Consider the following 15,694-nt stretch of genomic DNA (forward strand, 5'->3'; position numbering starts at 1 on the left):
TCACGATCGGAGGAAGGCCGGCATCACCCGGTCGATGAACAGTTGCAGTGATTGCATTTTGCGCTGGTGCGAAAGGCCGCTGTCGATCCAGATCGAGTACTGGTCGTAGCCGAGCGCCTCATAGGTCTTCAGCCTGGCGATGACCTCATCGGCTTCGCCGATGACCAGGTTCCGCCTGATCTTGTCCGGCGCATACTGCGGCATGGCCGCGATCTCGTCCGCCGTCAGCGGCTCCAACATGCCTTGGTGCACCGGCTTCTTGTTCTGGAACCAGGCGCCGAACTGGCAGTAAAAGGTTGACAGGTCCTGGGTGAGACGATCGGCGTCGGCCGCGTCCACGGCGACGAAAGTGTGCATCAAAAGCATGATTTCTGGTCGTTCGATCTCGGGATGCGCGGCGCAGGCGGCGTTGAAGCGCTGCATCAGGCTCGTCACCTCGTCATCGCCGGAAGCCAGCGGCGTCACTTGGACCTTGCATCCGTTGGCGACTGCGAAATCGTACGAGTTCGGGTCGCGAGCCGCCACCCAGATCGGCGGGTAGGGTTTCTGCAGTGGCTTGGGCGAGGAGGTGGTGGCGGGGAATTGCCAGAACTCACCGGAGAGTTCGAAGTCGCCGTCCCAGAGGCGGCGGATCGCCGGTATGATCTCGCGCATGCGCTGGCCGGCGCCCCATGCGTCAAGGCCGGGAAAGATGCGCTGATATTCATAGCTGTAGGCGCCGCGCGCGATGCCGATGTCGAGCCGTCCGCCGCTGATGACGTCGGCCATCGCCGCTTCGCCGGCAAGCTTGATCGGGTGCCAGAAGGGCGCGATCACGGTACCGGTGCCGAGGCGGATGCGGCTGGTTTTGGCGGCGAGATAGGCAATGTTGATGAAAGGGTTCGGCGAGATGGTGAATTCCATGCCGTGATGCTCGCCGATCCAGGCGGTCTCGAAGCCAGCCTGTTCGGCCAGCAGGACCAGCTCCTCGAGCTCGGTCACAAGCTCGGAATGCGGCTTGGTCAGGTCCGAGCGTTCCATGTGCACGAAGAGCGAGAATTTCATCCGTGGTCACCTGTATTGACGGTGGAAGCGCTGGGTCTGGCGAGCGGCCGGACCTCGCCTTCGACATTGTTGCCGACATAGACACCGAATGCATCCACCGAGCATTCCCTGACATAGCGCGAGAGCATCGAGCGGATCGCCGGATCGGCGATCTTCAACCGTTCGATCGCGTCGATCTCGATCAGCCGGATGCCGCGATCGCTGGAAGCGGGCACGTCGAACGTGCCGCGATAGTAGACATGCGTGCGCGAAACAGGTCCGGCGTCGTCCCAGACGGCGAACAGGAAGCCGAGCTGGGCCTCGATGGCCTTCGCCGCAAGCAGCCCTCGGAGGCTTTTGTCATCGCCAGCCGAGCCCAATCCTCGGCCGCGCGGCAGTTCGAAACCATCCGCCGTCTCCAGGAACAGGATCCTGCCACCATTTTCGAGGATGGCACCGACATCGGTGCCGGGCTGGGTGGCGGCCAGCGCGTCCTGGCTGAGGCCGGGGGCGACATAGGCGCCGCGGCAATAACCGAGCGGCTGCGCGGAATTGTGCTCGAAATCGCGGACGCGGCCGATGAGGATCGAATGATCGCCTGCCTCGACCAGCCGTTCCATGTCGCAGTCGAAGGATGCGACCGAGCCGTCGAGCACCGGGCTGCCGGTCCGGCCGGGCTGCCAGCCGACGGAGGCGAATTTGTCCGACGCCTTCGAGGCGAAGATGCCGGAGGCGGCCTTCTGATCCTCGTTGAGCACGTTGATGGCAAAGCTCTTGGCGGTGGCGAAGACGGGATGGCCAAGCGCCTTGTGGGCGATGCAGACCAGCACCAGCGGCGGATCGAGCGAGACGGAAGTGAAGGAGTTCGCGGTGAAGCCGCGCGGCTCGCCTTCCGGGCCGATCGTGGTGACGATGGTGACGCCGGTCAAGAAGGAACCCAGTGCCCGGCGGAACTCGCCGTTGTCGAAAGCGGCGCCCATTTCCGCAGCACTTCTTTGCTCGATCGCTTCGTCCTCTCCGAGGAAATCGACGATATGCCGCGCTGTCAGATCGGGTGCCGCGACCGCCATCATGTGCTTCTCGTCCGGCAGCACCGTGCAGCGGCCAAGCGGCGCCAGGCGCGCCATCGCCGCCGACATTGCCGGCGAAGAATTCCTGTCCTCGGAACCGGTCATGAACAGGGCCGGTACGGCAAGCGTCGGCAGGCGATCAGCGTGGTCGCCGTCGGCACGAGCGAACAGGCGGTAGGTGCGGGCATAGCCTTCGGGGTCGACCGCGCCCAGTGCGGATGCCGTCTTCTGCGCTGCAGCCTTCAGCTCAGCTGGCACCGGATCTCCGAACCAGCGGGCAATGGTCAGTGCCGTGCCGGCCGCGTCACTATGGCCGGTGAGCGCCACCGCGCGTTGACGAACGGCTTCGGCCAGTTCAGGTGGCCGCCGGAACACGGCATTCAGCGAGACGATGCGGCGGACGCGCTCCGGTGCGTTGAGCGCGAGTTCCTGGGCAACCAGCGCACCCATCGAGTGGCCGACGACGGACACCCGATCGAGGCCGAGATGATCGAGCAGGCGAATGGCCTGATCCGCGTAGTCGGCGAGTTCCGGGTTCGGCGGCGGCAGCGGGGACCGGCCATGGCCGAGCATGTCGATGGCGATGACGTCGAAGCTCTCGGCCATGCGGTCGATCTGCGGCTGCCAGATCGCTGCGTTCATGCCGACGCCGTGGATTAACAGCACCGGTGCGCCCGCGCCGGCACGGATGAAGCCAGTGCCGTCGGGCGCCGTGCCCTGTCGAGCCCACGCGGAAGCGTCAGCCATGCACGTCCCCGAGTTCCTTGAGGTCCTGGTAGCGGTCACCTATGCGATGATGCGGGCGGCCGCCGATCGAAGCACCAAGCGCCACCACCAGCTCGTCCGGCGCCGGCGCATCGCCAATCTGGAAATGCACGGTCAGGTAGTGCGAGCGCCGTCCTTCGTCATTCTTATCCATCAGCGGGATCATGATCGGCGTGTTCGGCCCGCCGCGCAGATTGGTGAAGGCAAGATAGGTCTTGGCGCCGACGGCGCGACGGTAATGATTGCCGAAATGCAGTGTATGGATCAGCGCCGAGGCATGCTCGATCTCGCCTGACGTGCCGCAAATGGCCGCCTTGCCATAGCCCTCGATCGCCTCGCCGGAACCGGCGATGGCAATGATCTCCCGGGTCAGGATCTCTCCCAGCATCGGCGCGCACGCGCGGATTTCGGGTGACAGATCCTCGGTGAAGCCGCGACCGGCCCAGGGATTGGCCAGCACCGCGGCGACGCCGATCAGGCGTAGCGGCCGGGGCGCGGCCTTGCCGCCTTCGATCAACGTGTTCTCGGTATAGGTCACGATCTTGCGAATGGCAGGCTGCATTGCAATCCTCGGGTCCGTGATGCCATGGGGGACGCATCGATCCCTGTACCATCTTATGGTATACCATGCTATGGAGCGCCAAGTCCCTTGTCAACCGGGCATGGAATCTGTTTTCATGCCGGCGCAGGAGGCAACACATGCCAGACGACACGCTCCGCATCGACCGCAGCGCCAAGACGTTGAGGACGCTGGCGCTGGAGCGCATGCGCGAAGCGATTATGGATTTCCATTTCCAGCCCGGCGAAAGGCTGGTCGAGCGGCCGCTTTGCGACCAGCTTGGCGTCAGCCGTTCCGTCGTGCGCGAGGTTCTGCGTCAGCTCGAGGCGGAGGGGCTCGTGCAGATGATCCCTGGGCATGGGCCGGCGGTGGCGAGGCCGGATCTTGGCCGCACCGACGAGATTTACGAGCTCAGGGCGCTGCTTGAAGGCATCGCGGCGCGCGCCTGCGCCCTGTCGGCGACCAGCGAGCAGCTGGCTACGCTCGAACGCGCGCTGGCGGATCTGTTCGATGCGTGGGCATCGGGGACACCGCCGGCAGTGATGCGGGCAACGACGAAATTCTACGAAGCGCTATTCGAGGCTGCCGACAAGCGCGTCGCTTGGGAAATCGTCAGCGGCCTGAATGTCCGCATCAATCAGCTCCGTTCGATGACCATTCTTTCGGAGAACCGCCGCGAGCCAGCCATCACCGAAATGACTGAGATCATGGATGCGATAAGGGCGCGCAAGCCCCAGGAGGCGGAAGCGGCGGCACGGCGCCATGTCGAATCGGCTTGGAAGATCGCTCGAGATAAACTTAGCCTGGTCTAGAACCGCGTGAGTCCAGCTACCCTTCCAAGCGCTTTGCTGAAATGTCTGCTTGCAGGCAACCGAAAAACGGAACTCCACGACTGAAATAGGCGCTTTTCAGACAGGCAGCCTTGGGGCCTCACTCGCCGCATCCACCCCGTGGATTTGAAACACTGACTTCGCAATATCCAGACCAATCGTCGTAACGTTGCCCATCATAGATCTCCTCCAGCTTCTGGCCCAACGATCATACCGCAGGGCGGGAGGAGAGCCGTCCACCGCATCAGAAGCGGACAGGCCGCTCCCCTACTCTGTAGCGAGGATTTCAGAGGTTAAAAATGCCGGCTTGGAACTTGCCGCACCAACAAAGCGGCGCCAACCGCCATATGCAGAGATATCTTTAGCCGCCGACAGCCCCGCGGTCTCTGCCAGAAAACCCTTTGCCGTTGTGCCGTCGGCGAGCTCGATGGTGCCAATGCCGAGCGGCGGCGGGGTGGCGGCAACGAAACGGCCGAAGGCGTCGGCAGAAAGCCGCCAGACCTCGACTTCGATGGCCGCGCCGCCGCTACCGACCCGCAGCAACCCCGGCTTAGGCGGGATTTGGTCAGCAAGTTCATAGAGCCTGTAGTCAGGCGACGTCATCGTGGCTCTTGAGAAAGATGCACCGGCCAATTTGAGCTGGCCATTGAGCGGCATCCCCGAGAGGTGCGCACCGACCACCACCAGTTCGATCGTGCCATCTTCAGTCGGTCCAGCTTTGGGCTGGGCATTCGGTTGCTGCCAGCCGGTCGCGCCGAGGGTGAGACCACTTGCGACATGAAGATCGCGCGCCAGCGCAGCCGTCAGCGCGTCCTTCCCGGCCGCCGAGAGCAACGTGACGCTCATCGGTAGGCTATCGCCGCGCGTGCCGGTCGGCACGGCAATGCCGCACATGTCGAGCAGATTGACGAAGTTGGTGTAGGTGCCGAGCCGGCTGTTGGTGACGATTGGATCGGCCAGCACGGCATCGACGCTGTAGTGCGTCGGCGCCGTCGGCACGCAGAACAGATCGACGGAGGCGATGACCGGGGCGAGCTTGGCCTTCAAGGCCTGCAAGGCATAGAGGCCGTTGAAGGCGTCTGACGCCGAAAGCCGGCGCGCGCCGGCGATGATCTGCCGCGTCACCGGATGCATCGCCGCTTCGTCGGTGTCCATGAAGCCGCGGATCGCCGCGTAGCGCTCCGCCACCCAGGCGCCTTCATAGAGCAGGTTGGCGGTGGCGTAGAAATCGCCGAAGGGGATTTCGACCAGCTTGCAGCCAAGCTCTTTCAACATAGATAGTGCAGCGGCGAAACCGGCTTGCATGGCATCGTCGCCAAAGAATTCGAGGTCGCTCTCAGCGGGAACGCCGACGGTCAGCACAGGCGGACGGGCGGCGGGCGGCGGCGCGGCAATGGTGCGCGAGTAGGCATCGGCCTCGTCCTTCGCGGCAGCCACCTTGAACACCGCGTAGGCGTCGTCGACGGTCAGCGCGAAGACCGAGATGCAATCGAGTGTGCGGCAGGCCGGCACCACGCCGGCGGCCGACAGTGCGCCGACCGTCGGCTTCAGGCCGATGATGCTGTTGAGGCCGGCCGGTATGCGCCCGGAGCCGGCCGTGTCGGTGCCGAGCGCGAAGGAGACAATGCCGCGCGCCGTGGCCACCGCCGAACCGGACGATGAGCCGCCAGGCACCAGTTCTCGGGTCAATGGCGTTCTTCGGAATAGGATAGGGCGAGCGCACGCCGACGAGACCCGTGGCGAACTGGTCGAGATTGGTCTTGCCAATCACCAATGCTCCGGCCGCCTTCAGCCGGGCAACCACCGTGGCGTCCTTTTGCGGCGTATAGGCATATTCGGCGCAGGCCGCCGTGGTCGGCATGCCGGCAACGTCGATATTGTCCTTGACCGCGAAAGGTATGCCCCACAGCGGTTTCGCCGCGGGATCAAAGGGTCCAAGAGCCTCTGCTTGCGCAAGCAACTCGGCCTTGTCGGCAAGGTGGATGAAGATGCCGGGGTCAGCGGCTGCGGCAATGCGCTCGAATACCGTCTCGACCATGGCCGACGCCGGCAGACTCGCTGCATAGGCGGCGTGGAGATTGCCGAAATCAAAGCGAATGTCGCTCATTTTTCTTCCCCCAGAATGATCACCGGCAGATCCCATTGGATCAGCACGACGCAGCCTTTTTCCGTCCAGACAGAATGCTCGGTACCGACCGGGTTCAGTATGACGCTGCCGGCGGCATACTCGCCATTCTCGTCGCTCTGTATGCCCTCGATGACGACGATAGTCTCCAGCCCGACATGGCGGTGGCGCGGCACCCCGGCGCCGGGCTGGTAGTTCAGGATTGCGACGGAGGGCTCGACCGGCCCCCCTCTCAGCAGCCAGTGCACCGTGATGCCGTCGCGAAAATGCTCGAACGCCAGCTGGCGCCAGCCCCCGTCGAGGAGGCCGGCAAAACTAAGATTGGGCATTGGCAATTCCCTCGAGCACCTGGTCGGTTGTCGCCGTCCAGCCGACAATGGCTCCTTGCGCCCGGATCATCGCAAGCGCCGCCGTCTTGAATTCGGCGAAGTAGCTTTCGGTCGCATCCTCGGCCAGCAGGCATTCATAGCCCCTGTCGTTGGCTTCACGCATGGTCGTCTGCACGCAGACCTCGGTGGTGACGCCGGCGAAGACCAACTGTTCCACGCCGAGCCGCTTGAGATCCTCGCCAAAGCTGGTCGCATGGAATGCGCCCTTGCCGGGCTTCTCGATGACGATCTCGCCGGGAAGCGGGGCCAGTTCATCAAGGATCGCGGTACCCGGCTCGCCGGAGATAAGCACCCGCCCCATCGGGCCTATGTCGCCGATACGGATCGACGGATTGCCGCGATTGCGCTTGGCCGGTGGCAGGTCCGAGAGATCGGACCTGTGGCACTCCATCGTGTGGATCACCGGCAGGCGGGCGGCGCGGAACCCCTCGATCAGTTTCTTCACCGTCGGCACGATTGCCGTGATCCGGCTGACATCGTTGCCGAGGCTGGCACCGAAGCCGCCAGGTTCGGCGAAATCGCGCTGCATGTCGATGACCACGAGCGCCATGGTCCCAGGCTTGAAAGCGAAGGCGAAGGGAAGCGCGTCGATTTCCGCCATCAGTGATGTCCCGCCATATGCTCGCCGATCGTCTGGACACTGGCTTGCGCGATCGGGGTTTCGTAGACCAGCGCGCCGTCCGACATGACGAAGATGCGGTCGGAGAGTTCGAGCAGTTCGTCGAGGTCCTCCGACATCAGCAACACCGCGGCGCCGGAATTGCGCGCGCGCATGATGCGGGCGCGGATTTCGGCCACGGCGGAAAAGTCGAGGCCGAAGCAAGGGTTGGAGACGATGAGCAGGTCGACCTCGCCGGTCAGTTCGCGGGCCAGCACCGCGCGTTGCACATTGCCGCCGGACAGCGACGAGATCGGTGAAGCCAGCGACGCCGTCTTGACCTTGAATTGCTCGACCAGATTTGCTGCGAAGCTCTTGATGCCGCTGGTGTTGATCCAGTTCACCAGCTTGCCGTTGCCGTCGATGTCGAAGCTGCGAAAGGCGATGTTCTCGGCCACCGTCATCTTCGGCGCGCAGGCGTTCTTCAACGGCTCCTCCGGAATGAGCCGCACGTTCAGCGTTCGCGCCTCGGTGCGGCTCGATGCATAGGGCGAGCCCTTGACCAGTACCGCGCCGCCGTCGCGTGCCCGCTGACCGGCGAGCACTTCGAGGAACTCCTTCTGACCATTGCCGGAGATGCCGGCGATGCCGACGATCTCGCCGGAACGGACGCCGAGATCGTCGATGCGGATCGACTTCAGTCCGGTGCGGTCCGGCGCCTTCAGCGACGTCACCTTGAGCACGATGTCCGCGTCCGGTTTTGTCATCGCGCGGCTGTCGAGCGCGGTGATCGGCTGATCGCCGATCATCATCGCCGCCATCGCCTTGTGGTCGAGATCGGCGACCCGGCCGGTGCCAGTCAGCTTGCCCTTGCGAAGCACGCTGACATCGTCGGCGAACGCTGTCACCTCGTGGAATTTGTGCGAGATCATCAGCACGGTCAGGTCGCCGGCCTTGGCCATGCCGCGCAGCAGGCCAAGCACTTCCTGTGCTTCGCCCGGCGTCAGCACCGAAGTCGGCTCGTCCAGCACTAGGAAACTGCGTCCGAGATAGAGCTGTTTGATGATTTCCAGCTTCTGCTTCTCGCCGGCGGCAAGCTCGGCCACTTTCACGTCGAGCGGCAGCTTGAACGGCATGCGCTGCATGAAATCGGCAAGGTCGGCACGCTCCTGCCGCCAGTCGATAATCCCTGGCACTTTCTCGCGCGAGATGACCAGGTTTTCCGCGCCGGTCAGCGAAGGCACCAGCGTGAAATGCTGGTAGACCATGCCGAGGCCGAGCGCCGATGCGTCGCGCGGGCTGGCGATGCTGACCTCACGCCCGTCGACAAGGATGTCGCCTGACGTCGGGTGATAAAAACCCATCATGCATTTGACCAGAGTCGACTTGCCGGCGCCATTCTCGCCGAGCAGCGCATGGAACGACCCCGCCGGCACCTTGATCGACACGGTGTCGAGTGCAGTGAAGCCGCCGAAGCGCATGGTCATGCCGACGGTCTCGACGCCGACCGCTTTCTTGTCGCTCTCACTCATGGCCGAGCTCCATCATGGCAGTTGCGCGACGAAGGCTTTCGAATTCGACACCGCGCCGAACACGCCGCCCTGCATCTTGATCATCTTGATCGCGGCCAGATGGTTGCCGTGGTCGGTGGCGCCGCAGCAATCCTCCAGCATGACGCATTCGAAGCCACGGTCATTGGCTTCGCGCATCGTCGTGTGCACGCAGACATCGGTGGTGATGCCGGTGAGCACGATGTTTTCGATGCCGCGCTGGTTGAGGATCAGTTCCAGGTCGGTGGCGCAGAACGAGCCCTTCCCCGGCTTGTCGATGATCGGCTCGCCTTCGATGGGATAAAGGTCGGGAATGATGTCCCAGCCGGGCTCGCCGCGCACCAGGATACGCCCGCACGGACCGGGGTCGCCGATGCCGGCATTGATGCGGCGCGAGCGCCAGCGTTTGTTGGCCGGCAGGTCGGCGAGATCGGGGCGGTGGCCTTCGCGCGTGTGGATGATGGCGTAGCCCTTGGCTCGCATCGCCAACAGCACCGACTTGATCGGCTCGATCGGTGCTCGCACCAGCGACAGGTCGTAGCCCATATGGTCGACATAGCCGCCAGGCCCGCAGAAATCCGTCTGCATATCGATGATGATCAGCGCCGTGTTGTCTGGGCGAAGGTCGCCATTGTACGGCCACGGATAGGGATCGGCGTCGATGTAGTGCTGGGTGAATTCGGCTCTGGCATTCATGCGGAAACTCCAGTCATTTGCTGCCAAGTCTCATTTGGTGCCAGCCTCATTTGGTGCCAGCCTCATTTGGTGCCAGCCTCATTTGGTGATCGACAGTTCGCCGGGCGCGCCGGCCAGCGAGCGGTCGGGCGAGGAGGTGGCGATCATGATGACAAGGGTGAGGATGTAGGGGGCGGCGTAGAACAGATAGTAGCCTTGCGTGACGCCGACCGACTGCAGGGCCGGCCCGAGCGCGCCGGCGCCGCCGAACAGCAATGCGGCGGCAAAGCAGCCGAGCGGGTTCCAGCGCGCGAAGATGACCAGCGCCACCGCCATCAGGCCTTGTCCGGACGAGATGCCCTCGGTCCAACTGCCGGGATAGTAAAGGGAGAGGTAAGCGCCGCCGACGCCCGCGAACGCGCCGCCGACGCCGGTGGCGAGCAGCCGCACGGTGTTCGGGTTGAGACCCATGGCACGCGCCGCGTCGGAGCTGTCGCCGACCACCCGCACGATCAAACCGGCGCGCGTGTTCTTGAAGGCCCACCAAAGGAATACCGCCAGCACCGCCCCGATCAGAAACAAAACATTGACGTCAAGTGCGGCCTGCACCTGCGGAATATCCGACCAGCCACCGAAGGGGATCGCCGGCAAATTGGGCGCTTTGGGCTGGATGAAAGGCTTGCCAAAGAAAAAGGCGAGGCCCGAGCCGAACAGCATCAGGGCGATGCCGATGGCGATGTCGTTGACCTTGGGAAATTTGCAGATCCAGCCGTGGAACAGGCCGAAGCAGGTACCGGCAACGGCCGCGGCAATCAGGCCGAGCCATGGCGATCCTGATATCACGGCGACCGCATAGGCGGTCATGGCGCCGAATACCAGCGTTCCCTCGAGGCCGAGGTTGATCCGACCCGAGCGCTCGGTGATGGCTTCACCCAGCGAAACGAAGATGAAGGGCGTCGAAACGCGGATGGCGCCGCCGAGGATGGCGAGCGGCACGCCCCAGAGGCCGATGTCGGTCGGGTCCATCAGGCCACTCGCTTCCAGAGATCGGGATTGAAGGCCTTGAAGCGGCCGTACAAGGTCTCGCTGAACAGGATGACGATAAACAGCATGCCTTGCAGCACCAGCACTGTGGCGTCGGGCAGGTCCATGCGCCGCTGGATCAGGCCGCCGGAGGCATCGATGCCGCCGAGCAGGAAAGCGACCGGGATGATGGCGAGCGGATTGTGGCGGGCGAGGAAGGCCACGAGAATGCCGGTATAGCCGTAACCGGCGGCCAGCGAGGCGTTGGCGCTGCCCTGTACGGCCGCGACTTCAAGCATGCCGGCGAGCCCGGCGAAGCCGCCGGCAAGTGCCGTGAAGCCGACGATCAGCGGCCCGACGGCAAGTCCCTGCACCTGCGCTGCCTTGACGTTGCCGCCGGCTATACGGGCGGCGAACCCCCAACGAGTTTTCTCGATCAGCACCCAGGACAGCACGCAGGCGACGATGCCGATGACGAGGCCCCAATGCACCTCCATGCCCGAAATGTTGCCGATGCGGTAGGCCTCGGCCAGTGGCTTCGTCGACGGCTTGTTGAGTGAGGCCGGGTCGCGCAACGGTCCCTCGACCAGCTGGTTCATCAGCGCGATGGCGATATAGGCCATCAGCAGGCTGGAGATGGTCTCGTTGACGGCGCGGTAATGGCGGAGCGCGCCGACGGTACCGATCCAGATGCCGCCGGCGGCCATGCCCGCCACGCCCATGACGAGAATGACGATAAAGGACGGCGCGCCATTGAGCGCCGCGCCGGCTGCCGCGGCAGCTAGGCCACCGAGCACGATCGCCCCCTCGCCGCCGATGACGACGAGGCCGAGCCGCGCCGGCAGCGCCACGCAGAGCGCGGTGAGCAGCAAGGGGGCGGCGCGCGACAGCGAGTTCTGGATCGAAAACCAGGAGCCGAAGCCGCCGCGCCACATCATTTCATAGAGCTGCACCGGCGACTTGCCGACGGCCAGGATGAACAGGCTGAAGATCGCCATGCCAACGATGAGTGCCGCGACCGGAATGACGAAGGCCTCGGCGCGGCGGGCGACCCATTCGAGCGCCGCCGGATAATCCTTGACGCCGAACATCGGCACGTCCGCATTGCTGACCGTCTCTGCCATGGCCCCGTCTCCGTCCTCCCGGCTCAAGCGGTCGAGCCGACGACCCCGTCGACCAGATAATCCATGCTTTCGAGTTCGATGGCCGTCTCTGGGAAGGCCTGGCCTTCGGTGGCAACGACCGTGCCCTTGTTGCTCTTCAGCGGTCCCTTGATGACGGCGAAGCCACCCTTCATCATTTCGGCCAGCGTGGCATCGAACTGCTTGCGCGCCGGCTCGCCGACCGCGGGGCCGAGCGGGCTCATCTTGACAAAGCCGTCGGCGAGGCCACCGCGTGTGAAGTTGGGCAGCGGCTTGCCGGCGACGAGATCGTCGACGAACGTCTTGTAGACCTTGGCCCAGTTCCACTCGGCGCCGGTGAGGTATTTTTCCGGGGCCAGCGGGCTCTGGTTGGCGTGGTAGCCGCAGACAAAGGCGCCACGGCCAGCGGCCGTCTCGACCACTACTTTCGGGCTATCGACATGGCAGGTCACGACGTCGATACCCTGGTCGACCAGCGCATTGGTGGCCTCCGCCTCCTTCACCGCCAGCGACCATTCGCCGGTGAAGATGACCTGGCAGGTGATGGTGGGGTCGACCGAGCGGGCGCCGAGCAGGAAGGAGTTGATGTTGAGCAGCACCTGGGGGATCGGCTTGGCGGCGACGAAGCCGAGCTTCTTCGACTTGGTGGTGTGGCCGGCGACAACGCCGTTGAGATATTGGCCCATGCCGATATAGCCGAAATACGAACCGGCATTCATCGGGTGTTTGGCCTTGTCCCACATGCCGCCGCAGTGGCGGAACTGGACATCGGGGAATTTCGCGCACATGGCCAGCATGTGAGGGTCGAAATAGCCGAACGAGGTCGGGAAGATCAGCGAGGCACCGTCGAGATTGATCATCGATTCCATCGTCTTCTGGACGTCGACCGTCTCGGGGACGTTCTCTTCCTCAACGACTGTGATGCCCTCGATGCCCTTCAGCGCCGCCGCCCCTTCGGCATGCGCCTGGTTGTATCCGTAATCGTCCTTCGGTCCGACATAGATGAAGCCGACCGTGGCCGCGGCGGCAAAGGCCCGGCTCATCGGCAATGCGTTGGAGAGACCAAGGGCTGCCACACCCGTGGTGGTGGTCTTGAGCAAGTCGCGGCGCGTCAGCATGAATCTGTCGGTCATCTGAATGTTCCCTCTCATGAGGCCCCTAAGGGAGCCGATTTACACCTCGCTAAGAAAGTGTATGCAATCTCCATGCCAGCTTGAAAATGCCAGATTGTCTAATAGATTCAGTGAAATGCAGTTTCGTGCGCTGCACAAAGACTTGGCAATTGCATACAGTTCTTGCCTAAATAGTAGTCTATTTGACAGGCGGATTAAAATATAGGCATAAAAGGAATAATCAGTGAGTCGAATTGGCCGCTGGGCCTACGGACCCTGGGGTTCGGCCAGGCAAAAAGAACTGTGTGGGAGAGAGCGTGTCGGGAAAGCGCAGCTTGATCAGGTCGGGAACGACCGTCGATCAGATGGTGAGGGCGATCGGCGACCGCATCGTCACGGGCGTGCTGCGCCCCGGCGAGAAGCTGGACGAGGCATCGCTCGCCGCCCGCTTCGAGGTCTCACGCACGCCGGTGCGCGAGGCGCTAGGCCATCTCAGTGCGATGGGGTTGGTTGAAAGGCGGCCGAACCGCGGCGCCATCGTCGCCGTGGTCACGCAGGACCACCTGGCGTCGATGTTCGAAAGCATGGCCGAACTGGAAGGGATCTGCGCCCGCTTTTCCGCCGAGCGCATGACCGCCGGCGAACGACGCGCGCTTGAGGCAGAGCATCAGGCGTCGGCGCGACTGGTACGCTTGAGTGCCGAAGAAGACTACGAGCACTTCAACACCGAATTCCATTCGCGGCTCTACCGCGGCGCCCACAGTACGCACATCCACGAACTCACGGTAACCACGCGCGGCCGGCTGGCGCCGTTCCGGCGCGCGCAGTTCAGGCTGGCCGGACGGCTGACGAAGTCCTGGCAAGAGCATGATGAGATTGTCACGGCGATTCTGCGCGGTGATGGCGCCGCGGCCGGTAAGGCTGCCAGGGATCATGTTTCAATCGTCAGCGAAGCCAGTTCGGTGTTCGCTGCGGCTGATTGCAAGCCGCTTGGGCGCAACGTAGCCTAAGAGTCTTCAATGGCATGAAACGCGACATCAAACTTCCAGCGCCGCATTTCCGCGCCGCGGCAACAGCACTAATTCGGCCGCTTCCTCGGCGTCTTTCAGAAGCGTCTTGCGCGGCATGCCCATCTGCGCACGCATGGTCAGACCGCGCGACAGGTCGAGGACCTGGCTCGCGCGCGCGGATACCGGAAAGTCAGACGGGACCTCTCCCGCGCTGATCGCATCGTAGAATCGCCGTTCTAGTAGCGCCATGCCGCCAGCTCCAGCGTCCTGGAGGAACTGCCGGACCTCAGCATCGTCCACGAGCGGCGCAACGCACAGCAAAAGGCACCCCGGGGCTGATCCTTCATCGGTCGCACTTTCCACGGCGTGCCTCATGAAGCCGACGAGCGAATCACTGCATCTGCGATTAGGCATCCTTGTTCGCGGATTCGAACCGTGTCTCGCACCAAAGCGAACACCAGAGGGAGAACGTGGCTCAGTGACATGCCGGCCAGAACAAAAAACAGCAGCGACATCGACGTTCCACCTGAGGCAGTTAAACCAGCAACACTCAACAAGGACATTGTCAGCGCAATTGCCATGTGTTTTCCGGGCTCCCGATGCGGGCACGGGCTGGACGAAAGCCAACGGCACCCATGACATGCCCTAACACATAAATGGCTGTCCCTTGCCCGCTGCCGATCGGGAACCCCAGCAGGCGCATACTGACGTGAGACAGTTCAAAATAGAGGAGAATACGGACAGCCATATGGCCTGCAACGATGGCCAACAGAGGAATCGCCCGAAGGCCACGCTTGGCTTCTGTCAAAATTTGGACTTTGGCTGACGGCGTGGCCTTTTGCTTGGCGCCCTTGCGCACCAGCATGAAGAAAGGGAGGATGACAGCCGGCACGCCAAAAAGCGCGTAGACAGCATTCGCGTTGGTGGTTGCTATCCTGGCGGCCAAGGCCGCCATGATCAGGCCGTAGGAGCTGGTTGCCATATTCAGGTAAGAGAGCAACCAGTTCGACGTCGGCTTGTCGTAGTCTTTGATCGCCAAAGCGTTGAAACCCGTCATGATGAGGGCAACTGACAGGCCCAGCCCAGCCCTCGCGAGGAGTGCCTGTGCCCCATGCGAGGCAAGCCCGTCGCATAGTCCACTGAGGGAAAACCCCAGGACCCCAAGGCGCAACAAAGCCTGGCAAGACAGACAAGAGCAAGGTGCGCAAGGAAGCGATTGTCGTCGAACTGCCTCTGCTCCCGGAACTCGAGGATGGGCTTTCCTTCGCCCCGGCCGGCAACCTGACATTTCTCGTCACCGAGTATGGTCGGCCTTTCTCGGAAAACGGCCTTGTTAGCAAGATGCGCCAACGGTGCGACGAAGCGGGGCTCCCGGGCTGCAGCGCCCACGGGGTCCGCAAGGCAGGCGCCACCGTTGCCGCCGAAAACGGTGCCACGCATGAACAGCTGAAGGCGATTTACGGCTGGACCACGTAGCAGCAGCCCGATCACTACATCCGCAAGGCACGCCGCCGGATAGTGGCGCAGTCTGCCCGGACGCTTCTGGTATTCGATCGAAACGAGAACGAAATGTCCCACTTTTGGAGGGTGGAAGAGAGTGGGACAAAAAAGTACAAAAAACCCAATTAAAGCAACGGCAGCGAAAGCCAATGGTGGGCCCGGAGGGTCGGCGTTTTCAACAGAAAATCAATGCATTAGCGGATGGTTCGCCAAGCCGTTTCCTTCGTACTCTCTCGTATGGTCTGGCGAACCTAAGGACGATGAACGCAACTAATTACGGGCTTCGAGATATCGCCGATGTAGCCGCAGGTCGTCAGGAACTC

At 63.2% G+C, this 15,694-nt stretch carries 16 protein-coding genes and 1 pseudogene; 3 read left to right on the plus strand and 14 right to left on the minus strand.

Annotation, left to right across the window (positions count from 1 at the left end; translation table 11 throughout):
• Genes ACVWWD_RS27800 through ACVWWD_RS27810 form a run of 3 tightly spaced genes read right to left on the minus strand, consistent with a single transcriptional unit; the run spans window position 1 to window position 3,420 of the window.
• Window positions 1–1,044 carry an LLM class flavin-dependent oxidoreductase gene (locus ACVWWD_RS27800; protein ID WP_352548055.1) on the minus strand — a complete coding sequence of 348 codons (1,044 nt, stop codon included), beginning with the start codon at window positions 1,042–1,044 and terminating at the stop codon, window positions 1–3.
• Complete coding sequence (locus ACVWWD_RS27805; protein WP_352548057.1) at window positions 1,041–2,840, minus strand: alpha/beta fold hydrolase; 1,800 nt, start codon at window positions 2,838–2,840, stop codon at window positions 1,041–1,043. Before ACVWWD_RS27805 ends, ACVWWD_RS27800 begins: the two co-directional genes overlap by 4 nt.
• Entirely contained in the window at window positions 2,833–3,420 is a 588-nt protein-coding gene (locus tag ACVWWD_RS27810; protein ID WP_023781545.1) for an amino acid synthesis family protein, read from the minus strand. The genes ACVWWD_RS27805 and ACVWWD_RS27810 overlap by 8 nt, the downstream gene beginning before the upstream one ends.
• A gap of 137 nt (window positions 3,421–3,557) precedes the next feature.
• Between ACVWWD_RS27810 and ACVWWD_RS27815 the strand changes: the two genes are divergently transcribed.
• Complete coding sequence (locus tag ACVWWD_RS27815) at window positions 3,558–4,229, plus strand: GntR family transcriptional regulator (protein WP_352548059.1); 672 nt, start codon at window positions 3,558–3,560, stop codon at window positions 4,227–4,229.
• A 285-nt stretch (window positions 4,230–4,514) separates the two neighbouring features.
• On the opposite strand, the pseudogene atzF reads toward ACVWWD_RS27815, so the two are convergent.
• The 8 genes and pseudogenes from atzF to ACVWWD_RS27855 all read right to left on the minus strand — a co-directional run bounded on the left by atzF (window position 4,515) and on the right by ACVWWD_RS27855 (window position 12,882).
• Window positions 4,515–6,354 (minus strand): annotated as a pseudogene (gene atzF, locus ACVWWD_RS27820) (allophanate hydrolase).
• Window positions 6,351–6,701, minus strand: a complete 351-nt coding sequence (locus ACVWWD_RS27825; RefSeq protein WP_023773511.1) for a cupin domain-containing protein — start codon at window positions 6,699–6,701, stop codon at window positions 6,351–6,353. Before ACVWWD_RS27825 ends, atzF begins: the two are co-directional and overlap by 4 nt.
• On the minus strand, window positions 6,688–7,362 hold the full coding sequence (locus ACVWWD_RS27830) for a cysteine hydrolase family protein (RefSeq protein WP_023781542.1): 675 nt from the start codon (window positions 7,360–7,362) through the stop codon (window positions 6,688–6,690). The genes ACVWWD_RS27825 and ACVWWD_RS27830 overlap by 14 nt, the downstream gene beginning before the upstream one ends.
• Complete coding sequence (locus ACVWWD_RS27835; RefSeq protein ID WP_023781541.1) at window positions 7,362–8,891, minus strand: ABC transporter ATP-binding protein; 1,530 nt, start codon at window positions 8,889–8,891, stop codon at window positions 7,362–7,364. Before ACVWWD_RS27835 ends, ACVWWD_RS27830 begins: the two co-directional genes overlap by 1 nt.
• A 12-nt stretch (window positions 8,892–8,903) precedes the next feature.
• The gene (gene biuH, locus ACVWWD_RS27840) at window positions 8,904–9,605 is read right to left on the minus strand and encodes a biuret amidohydrolase (RefSeq protein WP_023794301.1); all 702 of its coding nucleotides are present in this window, start codon (window positions 9,603–9,605) and stop codon (window positions 8,904–8,906) included.
• Window positions 9,606–9,683: 78 nt separating this feature from the next.
• Window positions 9,684–10,610 (minus strand): ABC transporter permease, encoded by a 927-nt coding sequence (locus tag ACVWWD_RS27845; RefSeq protein ID WP_023781539.1) that lies wholly within the window; start codon window positions 10,608–10,610, stop codon window positions 9,684–9,686.
• Window positions 10,610–11,698 (minus strand): ABC transporter permease, encoded by a 1,089-nt coding sequence (locus ACVWWD_RS27850; RefSeq protein WP_245273828.1) that lies wholly within the window; start codon window positions 11,696–11,698, stop codon window positions 10,610–10,612. Before ACVWWD_RS27850 ends, ACVWWD_RS27845 begins: the two co-directional genes overlap by 1 nt.
• Before the next feature lie 56 nt (window positions 11,699–11,754).
• Window positions 11,755–12,882, minus strand: coding sequence for a BMP family ABC transporter substrate-binding protein (locus tag ACVWWD_RS27855; RefSeq protein WP_023781537.1), 1,128 nt, complete (start codon window positions 12,880–12,882; stop codon window positions 11,755–11,757).
• Window positions 12,883–13,226: 344 nt separating this feature from the next.
• On the opposite strand from ACVWWD_RS27855, the gene ACVWWD_RS27860 reads away from it, so the two are divergent.
• Window positions 13,227–13,871, plus strand: a complete 645-nt coding sequence (locus tag ACVWWD_RS27860; RefSeq protein WP_084056221.1) for a GntR family transcriptional regulator — start codon at window positions 13,227–13,229, stop codon at window positions 13,869–13,871.
• Between the two features lie 27 nt (window positions 13,872–13,898).
• Here ACVWWD_RS27860 and ACVWWD_RS27865 read toward each other — a convergent pair whose 3' ends face one another.
• The 3 genes from ACVWWD_RS27865 to ACVWWD_RS27875 form a co-directional block, all read right to left on the minus strand.
• Window positions 13,899–14,120 carry a hypothetical protein gene (locus ACVWWD_RS27865; RefSeq protein WP_457103529.1) on the minus strand — a complete coding sequence of 74 codons (222 nt, stop codon included), beginning with the start codon at window positions 14,118–14,120 and terminating at the stop codon, window positions 13,899–13,901.
• Window positions 14,121–14,242: 122 nt separating this feature from the next.
• On the minus strand, window positions 14,243–14,452 hold the full coding sequence (locus ACVWWD_RS27870) for a hypothetical protein (protein WP_352548067.1): 210 nt from the start codon (window positions 14,450–14,452) through the stop codon (window positions 14,243–14,245).
• On the minus strand, window positions 14,437–14,928 hold the full coding sequence (locus ACVWWD_RS27875; RefSeq protein ID WP_352548069.1) for a hypothetical protein: 492 nt from the start codon (window positions 14,926–14,928) through the stop codon (window positions 14,437–14,439). Before ACVWWD_RS27875 ends, ACVWWD_RS27870 begins: the two co-directional genes overlap by 16 nt.
• Before the next feature lie 143 nt (window positions 14,929–15,071).
• Here ACVWWD_RS27875 and ACVWWD_RS27880 point away from each other — a divergent pair, with 143 nt between their 5' ends.
• A complete protein-coding gene (locus tag ACVWWD_RS27880) occupies window positions 15,072–15,347 on the plus strand; it encodes a hypothetical protein (RefSeq protein WP_352548071.1) in 276 nt (91 codons plus the stop codon).
• Window positions 15,348–15,694 lie beyond the last annotated feature (347 nt).

Source organism: Mesorhizobium sp. URHB0026 (genome assembly GCF_054059755.1).

Bases quoted from the DNA above. Each gene is read 5' to 3' on its own strand.
- ACVWWD_RS27800 (WP_352548055.1), bottom strand. From the start codon at position 1,044: ATGAAATTCTCGCTCTTCGTGCACATGGAACGCTCGGACCTGACCAAG.
- ACVWWD_RS27805 (WP_352548057.1), bottom strand. From the start codon at position 2,840: ATGGCTGACGCTTCCGCGTGGGCTCGACAGGGCACGGCGCCCGACGGC.
- ACVWWD_RS27810 (WP_023781545.1), bottom strand. From the start codon at position 3,420: ATGCAGCCTGCCATTCGCAAGATCGTGACCTATACCGAGAACACGTTG.
- ACVWWD_RS27815 (WP_352548059.1), top strand. From the start codon at position 3,558: ATGCCAGACGACACGCTCCGCATCGACCGCAGCGCCAAGACGTTGAGG.
- ACVWWD_RS27825 (WP_023773511.1), bottom strand. From the start codon at position 6,701: ATGCCCAATCTTAGTTTTGCCGGCCTCCTCGACGGGGGCTGGCGCCAG.
- ACVWWD_RS27830 (WP_023781542.1), bottom strand. From the start codon at position 7,362: ATGGCGGAAATCGACGCGCTTCCCTTCGCCTTCGCTTTCAAGCCTGGG.
- ACVWWD_RS27835 (WP_023781541.1), bottom strand. From the start codon at position 8,891: ATGAGTGAGAGCGACAAGAAAGCGGTCGGCGTCGAGACCGTCGGCATG.
- biuH (WP_023794301.1), bottom strand. From the start codon at position 9,605: ATGAATGCCAGAGCCGAATTCACCCAGCACTACATCGACGCCGATCCC.
- ACVWWD_RS27845 (WP_023781539.1), bottom strand. From the start codon at position 10,610: ATGGACCCGACCGACATCGGCCTCTGGGGCGTGCCGCTCGCCATCCTC.
- ACVWWD_RS27850 (WP_245273828.1), bottom strand. From the start codon at position 11,698: ATGTTCGGCGTCAAGGATTATCCGGCGGCGCTCGAATGGGTCGCCCGC.
- ACVWWD_RS27855 (WP_023781537.1), bottom strand. From the start codon at position 12,882: ATGACCGACAGATTCATGCTGACGCGCCGCGACTTGCTCAAGACCACC.
- ACVWWD_RS27860 (WP_084056221.1), top strand. From the start codon at position 13,227: ATGGTGAGGGCGATCGGCGACCGCATCGTCACGGGCGTGCTGCGCCCC.
- ACVWWD_RS27865 (WP_457103529.1), bottom strand. From the start codon at position 14,120: ATGGCGCTACTAGAACGGCGATTCTACGATGCGATCAGCGCGGGAGAG.
- ACVWWD_RS27870 (WP_352548067.1), bottom strand. From the start codon at position 14,452: ATGGCAATTGCGCTGACAATGTCCTTGTTGAGTGTTGCTGGTTTAACT.
- ACVWWD_RS27875 (WP_352548069.1), bottom strand. From the start codon at position 14,928: ATGACGGGTTTCAACGCTTTGGCGATCAAAGACTACGACAAGCCGACG.